Annotated in this window: 12 protein-coding genes; 10 read left to right on the forward strand and 2 right to left on the reverse strand. The window is 33.9% G+C overall.

Translation table 11 applies throughout. The features are described 5' to 3' along the window. The first annotated feature begins 33 nt into the window (after nucleotides 1–33). The 10 genes from CLU83_RS04765 to CLU83_RS04810 all read left to right on the forward strand — a co-directional run bounded on the left by CLU83_RS04765 (nucleotide 34) and on the right by CLU83_RS04810 (nucleotide 14,846). Nucleotides 34–1,551 carry a SusD/RagB family nutrient-binding outer membrane lipoprotein gene (locus CLU83_RS04765; RefSeq protein WP_100430553.1) on the forward strand — a complete coding sequence of 506 codons (1,518 nt, stop codon included), beginning with the start codon at nucleotides 34–36 and terminating at the stop codon, nucleotides 1,549–1,551. A gap of 204 nt (nucleotides 1,552–1,755) precedes the next feature. Then, on the forward strand, nucleotides 1,756–2,589 hold the full coding sequence (locus tag CLU83_RS04770) for an endonuclease/exonuclease/phosphatase family protein (protein ID WP_100430554.1): 834 nt from the start codon (nucleotides 1,756–1,758) through the stop codon (nucleotides 2,587–2,589). A 345-nt stretch (nucleotides 2,590–2,934) separates the two neighbouring features. Then, complete coding sequence (locus tag CLU83_RS04775) at nucleotides 2,935–6,018, forward strand: SusC/RagA family TonB-linked outer membrane protein (RefSeq protein ID WP_100430555.1); 3,084 nt, start codon at nucleotides 2,935–2,937, stop codon at nucleotides 6,016–6,018. A gap of 11 nt (nucleotides 6,019–6,029) precedes the next feature. Next, nucleotides 6,030–7,535, forward strand: coding sequence for a SusD/RagB family nutrient-binding outer membrane lipoprotein (locus tag CLU83_RS04780; protein WP_100430556.1), 1,506 nt, complete (start codon nucleotides 6,030–6,032; stop codon nucleotides 7,533–7,535). 7 nt (nucleotides 7,536–7,542) lie between these two features. Next, nucleotides 7,543–9,183: an alkaline phosphatase family protein gene (locus tag CLU83_RS04785; protein WP_100430557.1), complete on the forward strand. Its 1,641-nt coding sequence runs from the start codon at nucleotides 7,543–7,545 to the stop codon at nucleotides 9,181–9,183. 42 nt (nucleotides 9,184–9,225) lie between these two features. After that, on the forward strand, nucleotides 9,226–10,581 hold the full coding sequence (locus CLU83_RS04790) for an aspartate aminotransferase family protein (RefSeq protein WP_100430558.1): 1,356 nt from the start codon (nucleotides 9,226–9,228) through the stop codon (nucleotides 10,579–10,581). Between the two features lie 34 nt (nucleotides 10,582–10,615). After that, nucleotides 10,616–11,716, forward strand: a complete 1,101-nt coding sequence (locus CLU83_RS04795) for an alkaline phosphatase family protein (RefSeq protein ID WP_100433619.1) — start codon at nucleotides 10,616–10,618, stop codon at nucleotides 11,714–11,716. Nucleotides 11,717–11,721: 5 nt separating this feature from the next. Beyond that, nucleotides 11,722–13,002: a DUF5690 family protein gene (locus CLU83_RS04800; protein ID WP_198512252.1), complete on the forward strand. Its 1,281-nt coding sequence runs from the start codon at nucleotides 11,722–11,724 to the stop codon at nucleotides 13,000–13,002. Further along, nucleotides 13,003–14,160: a TIGR03364 family FAD-dependent oxidoreductase gene (locus CLU83_RS04805; RefSeq protein ID WP_100430559.1), complete on the forward strand. Its 1,158-nt coding sequence runs from the start codon at nucleotides 13,003–13,005 to the stop codon at nucleotides 14,158–14,160. Nucleotides 14,161–14,162: 2 nt separating this feature from the next. Beyond that, nucleotides 14,163–14,846, forward strand: coding sequence for a phosphonatase-like hydrolase (locus CLU83_RS04810; protein ID WP_100430560.1), 684 nt, complete (start codon nucleotides 14,163–14,165; stop codon nucleotides 14,844–14,846). 82 nt (nucleotides 14,847–14,928) lie between these two features. Here the strand turns inward: CLU83_RS04810 and CLU83_RS04815 are convergent, their stop codons facing one another. Next, the gene (locus CLU83_RS04815) at nucleotides 14,929–15,510 is read right to left on the reverse strand and encodes an XRE family transcriptional regulator (protein WP_100430561.1); all 582 of its coding nucleotides are present in this window, start codon (nucleotides 15,508–15,510) and stop codon (nucleotides 14,929–14,931) included. A gap of 270 nt (nucleotides 15,511–15,780) precedes the next feature. Further along, complete coding sequence (locus tag CLU83_RS04820; protein ID WP_100430562.1) at nucleotides 15,781–18,591, reverse strand: pitrilysin family protein; 2,811 nt, start codon at nucleotides 18,589–18,591, stop codon at nucleotides 15,781–15,783. Nucleotides 18,592–18,660 lie beyond the last annotated feature (69 nt).

An 18,660-nucleotide genomic window follows, 5' to 3' on the forward strand; every position in this document is an offset into this window, starting at 1 on the left:
GATTAAAAAGCAACATAATTTAAAACTATAGATATGAAAAAAATTATCACCGCTATGGCAGGGATGCTTTTATTGGCAGGTTGTAGTAATTTTGATGAAATTAATACAAACCCCAATACTCCAACTCAAGTAAGCGCTTCTTTGTTATGCACAAACATTATTCTGAGCACTGCTAAATATCAAGGTGCTGATTCGAAGGAATATATTTCTGAAAATGCCTTGCCAAAATATGTTGGTTATGCAAATGAAGGGCAATTAGGAACCCAATATAATTTTATAACAAATTCAAGCTTCAATAAGATGACAATTTTGCCGGATATTGATAAGATGCTAGAATTTGCAAAAGGTGATCCTGCTGAAAATTCTTATAAAGGGGTAGCTCATTTTATACGGGCATATACTTTTTACCTGCTTACCATGAAAATGGGTGATATTCCATACAGTCAGGCTGACCAAGGGAGTCAGGGCAATTATAAACCTAAGTACGATCTGCAAAAAGATGTATTTATTGGCATTCTTAATGAATTAGAATTAGCAAATGCCAATTTTTCTGGAGGAGCCTCTTTTCAAGGAGATCCAACTGTTTTTCAAGGAGATCCAACTAAATGGAAAAGAGCCTGTAATGCATTTGAAATTAAGGTTTTAATGAGTTTAAGTGCCAAAGAAAATGATGTTGATTTAAAAATAAAACAAAGGTTTGCAGCTATTGTTAATAGCAATGTTTTATTGGAAAAAGCTTCTGATTATTTTGGTCTTGAGTACAGCAGTGTAAATTCACATCCATTATATAGTACAAACGATATGTTTACAGGAAGAACTCTTTTGAGCAAAACGGTTGTTGAGAATCTTAAAGACCTTAAAGACAAGCGTCTGTTTTATTTTGGCGAACCGTCTGCTTCTCAATTAATTGCTGGATATGCCTCTAATGATATGGAAGCATACGTAGGCGTAAAAACATCATTAGATTATGGGCTAATGAATGCCAATTATAGCAAAGGGAATTATTCTAAAATAAATTTAAGGTATCAGACAAAACAGAATAGTGAGCCAAGAAGAATGCTCACTTATGCGGAGCAAGAACTTATTTTGGCAGAAGCACGTATTAAAGGATGGATAAGTACTGGCAGTGCACAGCAGTATTACGAAAATGGAGTTAGAGCGGCTCTGACAAATGTTATGAGTACAGATGCTTCTTTTGCACACGGGAATCCAATTGTACAAAGTGATATTGATTCTTATTTTACAGGGATAGCAGCATTTGCTTCTGATCAAGATAGTCAACTCAAACAAATATGGTTACAGCGTTACCTGCTTAATTTTTTGGTTGATGCTGAAACTGCTTATTTTGAATATAGAAGAACCAAGTATCCTGACTTTGAAATTGATCCAGTTACCAATCTAAATGTTAAGAACCCTAATAATTTGCCAGTAAGATATTTATATCCATCTTCGGAGTTGAATTATAATAGTCAAAATTTGACTGAAGCTTTGAACAGGCAGTATGGCGGTTATGACGAAATTAATAAAATGATGTGGCTTTTAGCCAATTAGCTGTAAGTATGTTTTAATCAATTAGTTGTTAGTTAGTTTTTTTTTGACGCTGCTCTATTTATTTGGAGTAGCGTTTTTTTTAAATATTAAGAGGATTTTTTGATAAGCAGTTTTTTGGAAGTGCCTATCGAGATTAATTAAATTTATAAAAAAGTGATTTTTAAAATATTGAAAATCAAATAAAGTAACAATAAAATCAAGAAAATGAAAAAAATAAAATTACTGGTATTATTCATTTGGGCATTCCAGATTAATGGTCAGAACATAAAGATAATGACTTACAATATTCGTTTAGATTTAGCAAGTGACGGGGAGAATGATTGGACACACCGCAAGGATTTTTTTACTGCTCAGATTCAGTTTTATGATCCAGATATATTTGGGATTCAGGAAGCATTACCAAATCAGGTGAATGATATCGCTGCAACTCTTTCTCAATATGATTTTGCAGGTATAGGAAGAGATGGTGTGGAAAAAGGGGAATCATCGAATATTTTTTATAAACAAGAGCGTTTTAAAATGCTATTAAGCAATACTTTTTGGCTGTCGGAAACGCCCAATAAAATTTCCAAAGGCTGGGATGCCGCTTATGCAAGAGTGTGTACCTATGTTTTGTTTAAAGAATTGAAAACTAAGCAGATTTTTTGGGTCTTTAATACTCACTTAGATCATATTGGAGTTCAGGCGAAAACAAATGGGATAAAGCTTATTCTTTCTAAAATAAAAGAATTAAACGAAAAAAAATATCCGGTTGTTTTTATGGGAGATCTTAATTCTGAGCCGGCATCTGAAGTAATTGCAATTTTGAAACAGGAGATGAAAGACACTCATAATCTTTCAGAGGCAAAAGCTTTTGGACCTTCTGGCACATTTAATGGTTTTAAGCACAATGAACCAGTAACCCTTTTACTGGATTATATTTTTATATCCGGTGAAAGAAAATTAAAAGTGAAAAAATTTGCTGTTTTAAGTGATTCAAAAGATTTAAAATATCCATCAGATCACTTACCTGTTTATATTGAGCTGGACTATAAATAGTCTTATAAAAACATACTTTAGGGAATTAACTGTGGCTGACCGATCTCATGAGGCTGAATTTCTCTGTCACAGAGTTTCTTTCATAATCGGTAGTCTACTAATATAAAAAATCAGGTTTTTGAATTATGCAACTAGTGAAGAATTTAATAATCAAATTAATTACAATAGGCACCTTAACTAATAGCATCTTTTTTGTTTGCATATCCAAGTTTTAAGGTAACATTAAATTGACGATAGTATAAAGGCTTGTTAAAGATTTCTTAAAACTTAAAAGTTAACTAATAGTAAATATTATTACACTTTTGTAATATAAAAATTTACTAATAGTAATTATTTAATCAACTAATGAAAAATTTTAAAAATTTAATGATTCTATTAATGATGTTGGTGTCATCGTTAATTGTAGCCCAGACTTCTACTTTTAGAGGGAAAGTTCTTGATGAACTAAACGAACCATTGCCAGGAGCATCAGTTCTTATTAAAGGAACAACTACTGTTGTTATAACAGATTTAAATGGAGTTTTTGAAATTGAATTACCAAATGGTAATGAGCAGCTGATTGTATCTTTTTTGGGATACATAGCAGTTAATTTTTTTCCAGAAAACAAAAAAACAGCTACTATTTCTTTAAAACCAGATTCTCATAATTTGGATGAAGTTGTTGTAACAGCTCTTGGTATAAAAAAGGAAAAGAAAAAATTAAGCTATTCTGTTCAAGAGGTACAAGGTGATTTGACCAAAGGCAGAGATGCCAATATTATGAATTCCCTTTCCGGAAAAGTTTCCGGATTGGTAGTGACGGCGTCACCTGAGTTTTTTACCAGCCCTAACTTATATCTTAGAGGCAAAAAGCCTTTAATTGTGGTAGATGGTGTGCCATTGGGTACTAACTCTTGGAATATTAGCCCTGATGATATACAGAGTATAAATGTACTGAAAGGTGCAAATGCGGCGGCACTTTATGGCTCAGTTGGTGGTAACGGAGCAATTCAAATTACAACAAAAAGGGGAACACAAAATAAAAAAGATTATGTGGTTGAGTTTAATAACAATACAATATTTCAAGGCGGGTATAATGCCCTTCCAAAAACGCAAAATGCTTATGGTCCGGGTTCGTATGGAAATTATTCTTTTGTAGACGGTAAAGGTGCTGGGATCAATGATGCCGATTATGACCAATGGGGACCTCGATTTGATGGTCAGTTAATTACCCAATATGACAGCCCTATTGGCGCAGATGGAAAATTAATTGCAACTCCTTGGCTGGCAAGAGGAAAAGACAACTTTGAGAATTTTATGGAAAATGGTCTGCTAACCACTAACAATTTAGCACTTGCATCAAACTTCGATAAAGGGAATATCAGATTTTCGCTTTCAAATACGAGCCAAAAAGGAATCAATCCAAATACGAAATTAAATATTTACAATTTTAACCTTAGTGGAAGATATAATATAAGTGATAAAACGTGGGTAGATGCAAGTTCTAATTTTAACTTTCAGACTTCTCCAAACAATCCAAATGTACAATATGGACCTAACAGTTATATCTATAATATGCTGATTTGGGGTGGTGCTGATTATGATATTAGAGATTTGAGAGACTATTGGCAGGAAGGGAAGGAAGGTTTACAGCAAAAAAACTTTGAATATACACGTTATAATAATCCTTACTTCATGGCCTATGAATGGTTAAGAGGGTATTACAAAAATGATTATTCGGGACAAATAAGCCTCAACCACAAGTTCAATAGTAATTTTGATATGCTGATCAGAACGAATATGGCAGTCACCAATTTATTCGAGAATGAAAAGTTTCCGTATTCGATGACTACTTATGATAGAGAAAAAGCGCAGGGAGATTACAAAGAAAAATACAATTATGGATTCAAGAATTATTCTGATTTCATGTTAAATTACAATAAAACGATTAAGAGTTTTGAGATAAAAGCAACCCTTGGAGCCAATATCAATATTGATAAAACCCGTAAATCTTTTGCTTCTACAAATTATTTAATAATTCCGGGATTGTACAATTTAAGCAATTCACAAACTCCGGTGCAGCCTACAAACTACAACAGTCATTTTGAGACTCAAAGCTGGTATGGTTCTATGGATTTGTCTTATAAATCCTTTTTGTTTTTAGGCGCGACTGGAAGGTTTGATACTGATTCAAGACTACCAGAACAAAACAATACCTTCTTTTATCCATCAGTTGGTTTAAGTGCGGTTTTAAGCGAAGTGGTTAAAATTCCTTTAGTTGATTTCTTAAAAGTAAGAACCTCATATGCAAAAGTAGGTGGTTCCCTTGATATTTACAGTAATTTAGATACTTACAGGCTTAGAGATCCTTTTACAATTGACGGAAAAACCTATAATGCGGCTTATGTTTCTGAGGTTTTATCGAATATAAATTTAGAACCTGCTTTTAATTCATCTGTTGAATTGGGTATGGAAACCAGAATGCTCAAAAACAGATTTGGTTTTGATGTAACGTATTATGAAAATACAAATGGTCCGCAGATTTTTGATTTAAAATACTCTGAAACTTCTGGGTATTCAGGAAGTAAGCAAAACGGAATTACAACAAAAACAAAAGGTATTGAAGTTTCCTTATTTGTAAAACCAATAAAAAGCAATTCTTTCAACTGGGATTTTAATATCAACTGGTCAACTTACAAAGAATATTTAAAAGAGGTTTATGACGGGATCGAAAATAATGGAAGAATAAAAATAGGTGAAAGAGTAGATGCCTTTTATATTAATGATTTCATGAGAAGCCCTGAGGGAAAACTTATCGTGGGTAACGACGGTAAACCTCTTATCAATCCTTATCAGACAAAAGTGGGTTATAAAGCTCCAGATTGGTCAATGGGTATTACCAATAATGTGAGTTATAAAAATCTAGCCTTGAATTTTACTTTTGATGGAAGATACGGTGGAAAAATTGAAAATTATGTAAATCAAAAAATGTGGCAGAGCGGACGACATGAAGACAGTAATACTCCAGAACGTGCCAATGATGTTATTGGTGTGAAATCTTATGTAACAGATGCAGTTGTCGTTACAGGAGGAGAGTTAATTTCTGATGGTCAAGGGAATACAATTACTGATACCAGAACTTTTGCACAAAATACGACCAAAATGTATTATCAAGATTATGCAAAAGCGTATCACGGTAATTATGCAGCCAATATTATAGATAAGACTTTCTTTAAACTAAGAGAAATTAGCTTAACATATGCTTTTCCAGCTTCTTTCTTAAAACAATCTTTTATTGAGAACGCTTCTATTTCGTTAGTAGGCAGAGATTTAATTTATTTTTCTAAAAACAAAAACATTGATTTAGATCAATTTTTAAATGAGAGCTCTTCACCGCTTCAAACTCCAACTGTCAAAAGTTATGGTATTAACTTAAACTTTAAATTTTAATACGAACAAAAATGAAAACACTACAACTATATAAGAGCATGCTGATTATTGCAATGGTTTTCGTTGCTGGATCGTGTACTAATTTTGAAGACTTAGCTGATGATCCAAACAAAGCGACAAGTGTTCCTCCGTCAATGCTGTTAACTGAGGTTCTTAGAGTAATGAATAATGTTGATGACGAAGGGCCATGGTCGGGCGCGCAAAGAGACAACCAGTTCTGGGCAATTTCATTTGATTATTATGGAGAGCAGGATTACAATTGGGGTTCAGGACCTTTGCGTTATACTACTTTATCTAATGTAAAGGCAATGGAAAAAGAAGTTTCAAAACTGGATACAAAAAATAAGTATGGCGCATTAGCGAAGTTTTTTAATGCTTATTTCTTAGATTATATGTCAAAAAGAATGGGAGACATTCCAATGTCAGAAGCCTTAAAAGGCAATAGCAGTGAACCAATTACGAAGCCTAAATACGATACGCAGAAAGACGTTTATATTGAAATTTTAAAACTTCTAAATGAAGCTAACGATCAAATTACGGCCGCAAAGGCCGAAGTTGGAACCGGTGCTGTTGAAGGCGATTTTTTATACAATGGCGATTTGAACAAATGGCAGAAAGCAATCAATGTTTTTCATTTGAGAGTATTAATAAGCCTTAGTAAAAAAACAGCTGAGATAGGGGTTGTTAATGAGTTGAAACAAATGATCGAAAATCCGTCAAAATATCCTTTAATGAGCGGAATTGAAGACAATATGACTCGTAATTTTTCTGATGAGAATGGAAACAATTATGCTTTAAATCCAGGGAATTTTGGGCGTAACAGAAATAGAGATATCATGGGAGGCACTTATTTGAATATCTTAAAGGCAAATAAGGATCCAAGGATTTATAAAGTTGCAGATCCGACCGCTTTTTATTTTAATGCTGCTGATCCATTAAACCTGAGTGCTTATATCGCTCCTAATACCGGCGATGAGCAAGGTCCGATGCAGGTAGCATCAGATCAGGGTAAATTGTCTTATCCGAACGAAAAAAGATATTATAGTTCTTATGTTGGAGAAGGATATGTTTTAATTGGTTATGCAGAACAGCAGTTTATAATTGCAGAAGCTATAAACAGAGGATGGATTAGCGGTGATGCCGCAGCTTTTTACACCAAAGGAATAAAAGCTTCCATGGATTTTTATGCCGTTAACAGTGTTGATGTTTCTACTTTCTTAGGCAGTCCAAATATTGTTTATAAAGGGAACAATGCAAATGGTTTAGAGCAAATCTTAACGCAAAAGTATGTGGCGTTTTTCCAAAATTCTGAAAGAGAATCTTATTTTAACTTTAGAAGAACCGGAATCCCAGCTTTTAATGTTGGTCCAGCCAATAAAAATAGTGGAAAAATTCCGATGAGGTGGAAATATCCGCAAGGAGAATTTGAAAACAACTCTGAGAACGTAAACGCAGCATTAGCCAGACAATATGGAGGAACAGATGACATTAATGCGGTTATGTGGCTTCTAAAATAAAAGCATAATGAAATACATCAAAAATAGAATCATAATTATAGCGATATTTTCGCTATGGTCTTGTTTTTCTCAAAATAAAAAAGACTTTTCCGGAATTAAGCATGTTGTAATCATTGGTTTTGATGGATTGAGTCCTAACGGAATTGAAAACGCAGAAACTCCAAATTTTGACAAATTAATAAAAGAAGGAGCTTCAACCATGCATGCAAGATCAGTATTGCCATCAAGTTCGAGCACCAATTGGGCATCGATGATTATGGGAGTGGGGCCGGAACAGCATGGAATCACTTCAAACGACTGGGAGAAAAATAATTTTATTCTTCCAGCTGTTGTACAAGGTGAGGATTTTCTTTTTCCAACCATTTTCAGGCTGATCCATATTCAGGTAAAAAATGCAGAAATAGGAGCCATTTACCACTGGTCTGGTTTTGGAAGACTTTTCGAAAAAAATGCTGTTACGTATGATATTAATCCGGAAACAGAAGATGAAACAGCACTCAAAGCCAGCGCTTATATCAAATCAAAACAACCTATTTTTACATTTGTACACTTTGATCACGTCGATCATGCCGGTCACGAATACGGTCATGGAAGTCCGGAATATTATAAAGCCGTAGAAAAAGCCGATGCTTTACTGGGTCAGGTAATGCAGGCGATAACAAGTTCTGCAATGGCAAATGAAACGGTAGTAATTGTAAGTGCTGATCATGGCGGTTTAGGTAAAGGTCATGGCGGAGAATCACTGCAGGAAGTAGAAATTCCGTTTATTGTTTGGGGAAAATCAGTTAAGAAAAATTATACTATTGATTATCCCGTTTATCAATATGATAATGCTGCAACTGTTGCTTTTGCTCTGGGTTTAAAAATGCCGATGGCTTGTATTGGAAGACCCGTTAAAAATGCTTTTGAAGGATATAACGACCAAGACGATTATCCGATGGCAAAAAGATTTAAAGAACCCGTAATTCTGCCAAAAGCGGTCTTAAGCAAAAGAGCAGGAGGTTTGTTTACCAATCAGGCCGAAGTGATAATCGAAAATCCAGACAAAGAAGGCGAAATTAGATACACTACTGATGGAACAATGCCTTCGGTTAAATCTCTTTTGTATAAATCTCCTTTTAAAACAGATAAAAATACAGTTGTCAAAAGTGCCCTTTTTAAAAATGGGAGTATAGCCAGTTTAGTAAGTGAAGCTTTTTTTAGAGTAATTCCTACCGGTTTTCAACCCCCGGTTTCGTATGAAATATTTTATCTGTCGAATTTAAGCGGAGTACCTTTTTTAGACAATCTGTCGCCGAATGAGAAAGGAAGTTGTTTTGAAATAAGCTCTGAAGAAATCAATCAGAAGATTAAGGATAATACTGCTGTGAGATTTAAAACTACTATTACAATTGAAAAAGAAGGAGTATATAAATTTTATACAAGATCGGATGACGGAAGTATTTTGAGGGTTAATAATCAAGTTGTGGCCAACAATGATGGTGATCATGGCATAATAGAAAAATCTGGTGAAATAAGCCTGAAAACAGGAGTTTATCCGCTGGAGGTTCTGTGGTTTAATGGCGGAGGAGGAGGCTGGTTAGATGTTTATTACGAAACAGCGGGAATTCCAAAACAAATTATGCCGCCTTCTGTTTTTAAGCCATAATCTGAAGACAAAAAGAATAAGGATAGTATCAAATTTTATTGCATGGATAATCTCAATACAAATAAAAAAACAGAAGGAGACATTAATCTAACGTCAGAGAGACTGCTTTGGAACGCATCTGAAAAGGATGAGCAGACAAAGAACCTCTTAGAAAAAGATGCACGTTATTTTTTGCATCAGTCTATGTCAACTCCATGTTTAGATGTTTTACAATCCTGTGAAGGACCTTATATCACAAATTTGAGCGGGAAGTCATATTTGGATTTTCACGGAAACAATGTACATCAAATAGGATATGCCAATCCAAAACTGATAGAAAATCTTATTGAACAATTAAAAACATTGTCCTTTTCTCCAAGGCGTTTTACCAATAAACCCGCCATTGATTTTGCAGAGAAATTAACCTCATTATGTCCTTCGAATTTAAACAGGGTTTTATTAACACCAAATGGCAGTTCTGCCATCGGAATTGCACTCAAGCTAGCCAGAGCGGTAACTAAAAAGTTCAAAGTGGTTTCTTTTTGGGATTCTTTTCATGGAGCTTCTCTGGATGCGGTTAGTGTTGGCGGAGAATCCGTTTTTAGAGAATACATGGGGCCTTTAATGCCCGGCGTAGAACGCATTCCGCCACCGGTAACGTACAGAGGTATTTTTGAAAACAACGAAAATAAATGTTTAGAATACTTAGAATATGTTTTTTCTAAAGAAAATGATATCGGAGCTTTTATTGCCGAAACCATCAGAAATACCGACGTTCAAATTCCGTCAAAAAACTTTTGGAAAGAAGCTCGAAGACTTTGTACTCAATATGGCGTTTTATTGATTTTAGATGAAATTCCAATTGCATTAGGAAGAACAGGCAAAATGTTTGCTTTTGAAGATTATGATATTGAACCTGATATTTTATGCATAGGAAAAGGTTTGGGAGGTGGAATTATACCTCAAGCCGCAATGATTACCAGAGACGATTATAATGTTTTTGGAGATATCTCCTTGGGACATTACACGCATGAAAAAAGCCCATTGGGATCTGTGGCGGGATTAACAACAATAGCATTTATTGAAGATGAAAATCTTTTAGATAAAGTAAATCAGGATGCTTTTTTTATGGAGAAATCACTGCAAAAACTCAAAAGTAGGCATGCTATTATTGGAGATGTGAGAGGAAAAGGGCTTTTATGGGCTTTAGAATTGGTAAAAGATAGGATAACTAAAGAAAAGGCTGTAGACGAGGCAGAAAAAGTAATGTATAGCTGCTTAAAAAAAGGTTTAAGCTTCAAAGTTTCTGCAGGCAATGTGCTGCAATTATCACCCGCACTTACTATTACAAGAGAAGAACTGCAGACTGCATTAAAAATAGTAGAAGAAAGTTTGGATGAACTTTCATTTAAAAAATAGGAATAAAAATGATTTAAATTTAAAAACAAATAAAATGAAAAAATCAATTGTACTAATAACGCTATGTCTTTTAACCTTTTTCGGAGCTACAGCGCAGCAAAAAAAAGCAGTGAAAAATCCAAAAATTATTGTAATTACTTTAGATGGTTTTCGCTGGCAGGAATTGTTTACAGGTGCAGACAGTAAGCTAATTTCAAATAAAAAATATGTAGAAGATACTACAGCTATGAAAGAAAAATTTTGGAGAAATACAGCTGTAGAAAGAAGGGGAGCCTTAATGCCCTTTTTCTGGAATGAAGTTGTAAAAATGGGACAATTTCACGGTAATAGAAACCAAGGAAGTAATGTGAATCTAACCAATTCAATGTGGTTTTCTTATCCGGGTTATAACGAAATCTTAACGGGTTCGGCTGATGATATTCGAATCAAAAGTAATGATAAATTCAATAATCCAAATATGACTGTTTTGGAGAAGATCAACAATCTTTCTGAATATAAAGGGAAGGTTGCCGCTTTTGGCAGTTGGGATGTTTTTCCTTTTATTATCAACGAAGAACGAGCTGGAATAACCGTAAATGCTGGTTTTGAAGTTGCAAAAGAAGGGAAGCTTTCTCCAAGGGAAATGTTCTTAAACGAATTGCAGTCTAAGGTTCCTTCGCCTTGGGATTCTGTTCGATTTGATGCTTTTACTTCTAACTACGCTTTAGAATATATGAAAAAAGAACATCCAGAATTAGTTTATATTTCTTACGGAGAAACAGATGATTTCGCACACGACGGTAATTATCAGGCTTATTTAAATTCTGCCCATGCCAGTGACGGTCTAATTCAGGAATTATGGAAATTTACTCAAAAGGACTCTTTTTATAAAGACAATACTATTTTTATTATTTCTACGGATCATGGGCGTGGTACAGAACCATTGGATGACTGGCGAAGTCATGGTTCAAAAATAAAAGGTGCGGATCAGGTTTGGTTAGTAGCATTTGGAAGCGGTATTCAAACACTTGGAGAAGTAACGACCAAAGAACAATTGTACAGCAATCAAATTGCGCCGACTGTATTACAGTTTTTTGATTCTTCAATAAAAGATGACCAGATGAAAGGCCAGCCGTTGGATATACTTAAAAAATAATTCAAATGATGCGTAAAAAATCTGCTATTCCCTTTATTGCAAATGCTTCACTGGCTTCTTTTGGTGTGTATTTTTGTATGTATGCTTTCAGAAAACCTTTTAGTGTTGCCACTTTTGAGGGAATAGAAGTATTCGGGATTGATTATAAAATTCTTCTTATCATTGCTCAGGTAATAGGTTATGTAATTTCAAAATTCATCGGAATAAAAATAATTTCAGAATTAAAAGCATCACAAAGAGTGTATTATTTATTGGGATTAATAGGCATAGCCGAGCTTGCATTGGTGTTATTTGCTATTGTCCCAAGACCATACAATATCCTTTTTATGTTTATCAATGGAGTCCCGCTCGGAATGATTTGGGGAATTGTTTTTTCGTATTTAGAAGGAAGAAAATTTACCGAAATTTTAGGAGTATCCTTAAGTACCAGTTTTATTGTTTCGAGCGGAGTTGTAAAATCGGTTGGTTTTTTTGTAATGGAGTCCCTGCATTTTTCAGAATTTTGGATGCCTGCCGTTACGGGTTTGATATTTGTTGGACCATTATTATTTTTTGCATGGTTGCTTGAAAGAATTCCCAAACCCTCTCTTGAGGATATTGCGTTGCGCTCGGAGCGAATTCCAATGACGCGAAAAGAACGAAAAAAGGCACTATTACAATTTTTATTTCCTATTTCGCTCTGGGTTGTATTTTATACGTATCTGACGGCTTTTAGAGATTTTAGAGATAATTTTGCTCGCGAATTATGGGACAGTTTGGGATTTAAAAATGATATATCAGTCTATACGAGCTCAGAAATAATGGTAGCTGTCACTGTATTAATCGTTTTGGGAACTGCTTTTTATTTTAGAGATAATATGAAAGCACTTTTTTTTTATCACATACTACTTTTATTAGGTTCGCTATCTATTGGTATTTCAACTTTTTTGTTTCATTCTGGAAATTGTAGTCCATTCGGTTGGATGGTAGTGTCAGGATTTGGATTATATATTTGCTACATACCTTTTAACTGTCTTTTTTTTGATCGTTTTATTGCCGCATTCAAAATAAAAGGAAATGCTGGTTTTTTTATTTACATAGTTGATGCTTTTGGGTATTTGGGAAGCGTAGTAGTTTTATTGTACAAAAATTTCGGTCAGCCAGATTTATCCTGGTTAGATTTTTTTATGAATGGAGCCTATTTAATTACTGCTATTGGCATCATAGTAACCATAAGTTCAATGTTATATCTCAATAGAAAGAAGAAGAAACAAAAGAAACAGAATATAACTTTTCAATTAGCTTAAATGAAAACACAATATGATTTAATTGTTGTTGGCGGAGGTGTTTTAGGAACTTTTCATGCGTATCATGCCTTAAAAATGGGACTTAAAGTTGCCGTTATTGAAAAGGACAAAATGCCAAAAAGTGCTACAATTCAAAATTTTGGACAAGTTGTGCCTTCTGGAATGGATTCAAAATGGCAGGCATATGGAAGAGAAAGTTTAGCGATATATAAAGAAATTCAGAGTCAGTTTGATATATCTGTTCGACAAAACGGCTCGGTATATTTAGCTTCAAATGATGAAGAATTACAACTTATTGAAGAACTTTCTCTGATCAATAAATCCAATAATTATAAATCCGTTTTATTGAGTACAAAAGAATGCCTAGATAAATATTCGGGTTTGCGTGCAGATTATGTAAAAGGAGGATTGTTTTTTCCCGATGAAGTAACGGTTGAGCCAAGAACGATGATTTACAGGCTTCAGGAGTACATGGTGCAGCATTTGGGACTAGAATTAATTACCAATACCGCTATTTTAAATTGTGAAAATTTACCTGAAAACGTTGTTTTGGAGAGTGCTTCAAAGAAATGTTATTTTGCTAAAAAAGTGATTATCTGCAATGGAAGCGAATTTAAAAATTTATTCCCTGAATTGTTTTTTAATAGCGATTTAGAGGTTTCAAAATTGCAAATGCTGCAAACCAAGCCTCAGAAAAATTACAAATTAGACGGTTCCATTTTGACTGGTTTATCGATCAGACGATACGAGTCTTTTTATGAATGTCCTTCTTTTAAAGAAATAAAAGCAAAAGAAAATCCTGAAGCTTTAGAGAAAAAATGGGGCGTGCATATTTTATTCAAACAGGCTGTAGACGGTTCTGTTATTTTGGGGGATTCGCACCAATATGCATTGGCAAAAAATAGTGATGATTTAGGTTTTATTCTCGATATGGATATTGATAATTTTATGATTGAAGAGGCCAAAAAAATTATAGATTTACCCACTTACGAAATTCAAAATAGATGGTTCGGCACCTATTCTCAATGCAAAACCAAAGATATTTTTGAGCATAAAATTGGTGAAAATATTCACATTATTACAGGAATAGGAGGAAAAGGAATGACAGGAAGTGCTGGTTTTTCAAAAGAAAATAGTATTAAAATTTTTAATAAATAAGAATGAAGCAAGAAATAGAACTGGTTGTATTTGATATGGCCGGAACAACTGTTGACGAAGAAAATATAGTGTATAAAACAGTACAAAAAGTAATTAATGATGAAGGTTATAATGTATCACTAAAAGAGGTTTTGAATTATGGAGCGGGTAAGGAAAAACACCAAGCTATTTTGGATGTTTTAAAAGAATGTACCAATTTAGAGATTGTTGAATTAACGGCTCATAAAGTATTTTTGAATTTTAAAGCAGCATTAGAACTCGCTTATTCTAATTTAGACATTAAAACGTTTGAAGGCACTGAAGCATTATTTAAGGATCTAAGAGATAAAAATATAAAAGTAGTTCTAAATACGGGCTATGATTTTGTTACGGCAAAAAAAATACTAATTAAACTAGGCTGGTCAATAGGAGAAACCATTGATGCTTTGGTAACTTCTGATGATGTTGAGAACGGGAGACCTGCTGGAGATATGATTCTGAAAGCGATGGAAATTACGGGTATTACCGATGCTAAAAAAGTCTTAAAAGTTGGAGATTCTGCAATTGACATTGAGGAAGGGAAAAGTGCTCAATGTGGAATGACGGCAGGAGTTTTGACTGGTGCACAGACCAGAGAGCAAATTCAAAGTGCGGATCCAACTTTTATATTGAATGACTTAACCGAATTAAGAGCGATACTCTTTTAAATTTTAGTATTTTTTTTATTCTTACTTGTTGTTATCTGATAGGGAGGAGCTTTTTTTTATAAAAGCATATTCTTTTGGTACGTTATCCTCTTTGTGTATTTAAAAAAAAATACAGCACTAACATTTTGGTGGAAACGTTGCTACGGTTTACAGGAACATGTGGAATTCTGCCATCATAAAAAATAGAGTCGCCTTCTTTTAGTAGTACTTCATCTTCTCCGATTACGTATACACATTCTCCAGAAAGCATGTATTTGTATTCGTAAGCATCGGTTTCAACTTTTTCTCTTTTAGAATTTGGCTGCACCTCTAGTAATACGGCCTCAAAACCAATCGAAGAAAGCTGTTTTGCAAAGATATATTGATATGTAAATCCTTTTGTATCGTCTTCTTTTTCAATGATATAATTGTCTTGCGCACGTGAAACTAGATAATTTTCTCCTGTAGGTTTTGGCATCCCTTCAAAGAAATCTGAAACTTCAATTTCAAGGGCATTAATAATATTCAATAAAACTGGAAGTGAAGGTATTGTCCTTCCGTTCTCAATTCTCGATATCAGACCATTACTCACCTCGGCTGTATTTGCAACTGTACTGATTGTTTTTTTATTTTTTTTTCGAATATCTTTTATTCTTTTCCCTATTCCAATTAAGTAGTCGTTCATCACACTTGGTATTTGTTACGAATATGCAAATTTAAGTTGATATAAAAAAGCGGTTTTTCTATCAAAAGGTGATAATGTAAAGTGCGCTGTAGTTTAAACTTAGACCGTGACCATATTTCAATTCCTAAATCAGGTCAATCTGCCAAACATACAAAATAGATTTAATTATATATTGAGGATTATTATATTGCACAAAAGTATTATGCACAAAGAGACTGCCTTTTCGGACAGCCTCTTAATGACTAATAAAATAAAAATGTATTTAAGTAATTATTTACCGTCTGGATTTTCGGGATTCATAATTACCTCAACGCTGCTTGAACTATCCAAAATGTGCTTACTTAACTGCTGAATAGTTTTTTGATTAATTTCAGAAATTAAATTTTTATAATCGGTATCCTGTAAAAAAGGAATCTGATTTAGACTAATACTATAAATTGTATTGCTCCAGAAAGAATTTGTCTTCATAGATTCTTCTCTGTTTTTTATGAGCGCTTTTTTTATATCCTCCAAGTCATTGCTAACAGGAGGTTTTGATTTTAGATCATTAAGTTCTTTCCAAACAATCTGCATTAATTTTTCTTGTTTCTCAGGATTGCAATCAAAAGTTAGTGCAAGGTCAAAACGTGGTTTAGGAATCGTTTGTAAATTTCCGCTAACTGTTACGCCATAACTTCCGCCTTCTTCTTCACGAATGGTCTGCAGAAAGCGTTTAGATAATAATTCTCCAATGATATACATTCCCACAGCATTCTCTTCGCTGTATTCCATTTTTTCTGTTAAACGTAAATACACTGTTGTTTTCGGAATTTCCATTGCACGCTTAAAATGAACTTCGGTTTTTCCTTTTTTAGGCTCTAAATTATGGTCAGCAAAAGATTCAGCAGTATTTACATTTCCTTTTATGTTACCAATATATTTCTGAATTAAACCAAGTGCTGAATCCGGAATATTTCCAACAAATACAAAAGTAAAATCAGCAGCATTCTGTAACCTGCCTTTATAGATTTCTTTTGCTTTTTGCAAATCAATATTCTGTAGAAATTGGTCATTAAAAATAAAGGTTCGTGCATTGTGATTAGAATTTGCTAAAGCGACACTATCCTTAAAAGTATTGCCATTATCTTTTTTGATGTTTTCTAAACGATTCTGATATTGTGTTTTTAAGATATCGTATATATTAGCGTCAAAACGAGGAGATTCAAACGAAAGATAAAGCAATTGCAACATAGTTTCGAGATCTGCCTTATTAGAACTTCCTTGAAAACCTTCGGTATTATCACCAATATATGGAGAAATTTGAACTACTTTACCGGTAAGTTTTTCCTTTAAATCGCTGCTGTCAAAATTGCCAAGTCCAGAAGATTTTGCAATAGTAGTTGCTATTTCAGCCGAAGCCAGATTTTCATTTTTTATCAAAGATTTTCCTCCTTTACTAAATGCCGAAAACAGAATCTGATCCTGCGAATAAGTAGTAGGAAGAATAATGATCCTGGCGTCGTTTTCAAGCGTGTATCCTTTTGCATCAGCTACTCCGGCAACTTCGAAAGTTTTTTTTATCGCCACTGGCTTTAATTCAGTTGAGACTAAAGGATCATTATTTTCCTTTTTAGTATAAGCTTCTAAAGGCATATTTTCTACCTTTTTCATCACATCAACGACCGCTTCTTTAGTTGGGAATTCGTTTTGATCTTTATCAGAACCCGTAACTAAAACTACCTGATTGGTTGTTTTTTGAATTGTTTTTATATAATTATTTAATTCTTGTAAAGAAAGTTTTTTGATAATACCAACAGTAAAATCGTAATCGTCCTCTGGCGAAAGGAAAGGTTTTGCCTTTAAAAAATAATTGGTTAGTTTGTCTGCCCAATTGTCGTTGTTTACCTTATCTTTATTTTTAATAAAGTCATTATACGAACTTATAAAATCTTTTTTAGTTCGGTCTAATTCTGCCTGAGTTGCGCCATATCGTTTCAGACGTTCGGCTTCTGTATACTCGTCCTGAAAAGCTTCTAAAACTTTTCCTTTTTTGGCTAAAGCCGAAATATTAAAAGTGGTATTCAATCTTGAAATAGGTTCAAAATAGCTTTTTAAGTTTAAAGAAGAACTTTGATTTTTCAGGATAAGTTCTCTAAAACGATTGTTGAGGATAGTGGTGTAAAAAGAGGTCATCACATTTTTTAGTGTAACCGAAGGATCTTTTACCATTGGCTCATCTAGTACATATTGCAGCGTAATTGCTGTCGAGGCTGCCTCTTTATCAGTTGCAGTGCCAAAGTATAATTCATCATGTTTAGGAATATCAAAATACTTTCGCTCTGCAACTTTTTTAACAAGCGGAATACCCGAAAATATGGTTTTAACCTTTTCTTCCATTACCTTAACATCAATATCACCGACAATAATTACGGCTTGCAGGTCAGGTCTATACCATTTTTTGTAATAGTTTCGAAGTTCCGGATATTTAAAGTTATTAATGATATTCAAATCACCAATAACATCTCTTTTATTGTATTTAGAATCTTTATATAAAACTTGATCTGTCTGCATTTTTAAACGAAATCCACTTGTGCGTCGGGTTCTCCATTCTTCGCGAATTACGCCTCTTTCAGCATCAATTTCTTCGTTTGTCAAAGAAAGAGAACCCGACCAATCGTGTAAAACCCACAGCGTAGAATCGATTAATTTTTCGTTCGTTGCGGGAACACTGCTAATATTATAAACGGTTTCATCTTGGGCTGTATACGCATTGATATCTTTTCCAAAACTTACCCCGTTTTTTTCTAGCATTTTAATGATTCCTTTACCTTTAAAATGTTCCGTTCCATTAAATGCCATGTGTTCCAGAAAATGCGCCAATCCGTTTTGATTGTCTTCTTCTAATATTGCGCCAACATTTTGAACAAAGTAAAAACTTGCTCGATCTTTAGGTTCTTCGTTGTGTAAAATGTAGTATGTCAATCCGTTTTTAAGCTTGCCAGTTGTGACATTTTTATTAATCGGGATTGTAGTTTTGAATTGTGAAAATGCACCCTGAAACGACAGTAGCAGAATCCCAAAGAGGATATTTTTTTTAGTCATTTTTTTATTTTTTACCCATAGGCTGTCATTAAAAAGTCAATTCAAGTGTTTTTTGAGTAGGTGCAAAAA

Source organism: Flavobacterium sp. 1, from assembly GCF_002797935.1.
Lineage (GTDB): Bacteria > Bacteroidota > Bacteroidia > Flavobacteriales > Flavobacteriaceae > Flavobacterium.

Coding starts and splice junctions, on each gene's coding strand:
- CLU83_RS04790 (WP_100430558.1), top strand. CDS start 9,226: ATGGATAATCTCAATACAAATAAAAAAACAGAAGGAGACATTAATCTA.
- CLU83_RS04780 (WP_100430556.1), top strand. CDS start 6,030: ATGAAAACACTACAACTATATAAGAGCATGCTGATTATTGCAATGGTT.
- CLU83_RS04800 (WP_198512252.1), top strand. CDS start 11,722: ATGATGCGTAAAAAATCTGCTATTCCCTTTATTGCAAATGCTTCACTG.
- CLU83_RS04775 (WP_100430555.1), top strand. CDS start 2,935: ATGAAAAATTTTAAAAATTTAATGATTCTATTAATGATGTTGGTGTCA.
- CLU83_RS04805 (WP_100430559.1), top strand. CDS start 13,003: ATGAAAACACAATATGATTTAATTGTTGTTGGCGGAGGTGTTTTAGGA.
- CLU83_RS04820 (WP_100430562.1), bottom strand. CDS start 18,591: ATGACTAAAAAAAATATCCTCTTTGGGATTCTGCTACTGTCGTTTCAG.
- CLU83_RS04810 (WP_100430560.1), top strand. CDS start 14,163: ATGAAGCAAGAAATAGAACTGGTTGTATTTGATATGGCCGGAACAACT.
- CLU83_RS04785 (WP_100430557.1), top strand. CDS start 7,543: ATGAAATACATCAAAAATAGAATCATAATTATAGCGATATTTTCGCTA.
- CLU83_RS04815 (WP_100430561.1), bottom strand. CDS start 15,510: ATGAACGACTACTTAATTGGAATAGGGAAAAGAATAAAAGATATTCGA.
- CLU83_RS04795 (WP_100433619.1), top strand. CDS start 10,616: ATGAAAAAATCAATTGTACTAATAACGCTATGTCTTTTAACCTTTTTC.
- CLU83_RS04770 (WP_100430554.1), top strand. CDS start 1,756: ATGAAAAAAATAAAATTACTGGTATTATTCATTTGGGCATTCCAGATT.
- CLU83_RS04765 (WP_100430553.1), top strand. CDS start 34: ATGAAAAAAATTATCACCGCTATGGCAGGGATGCTTTTATTGGCAGGT.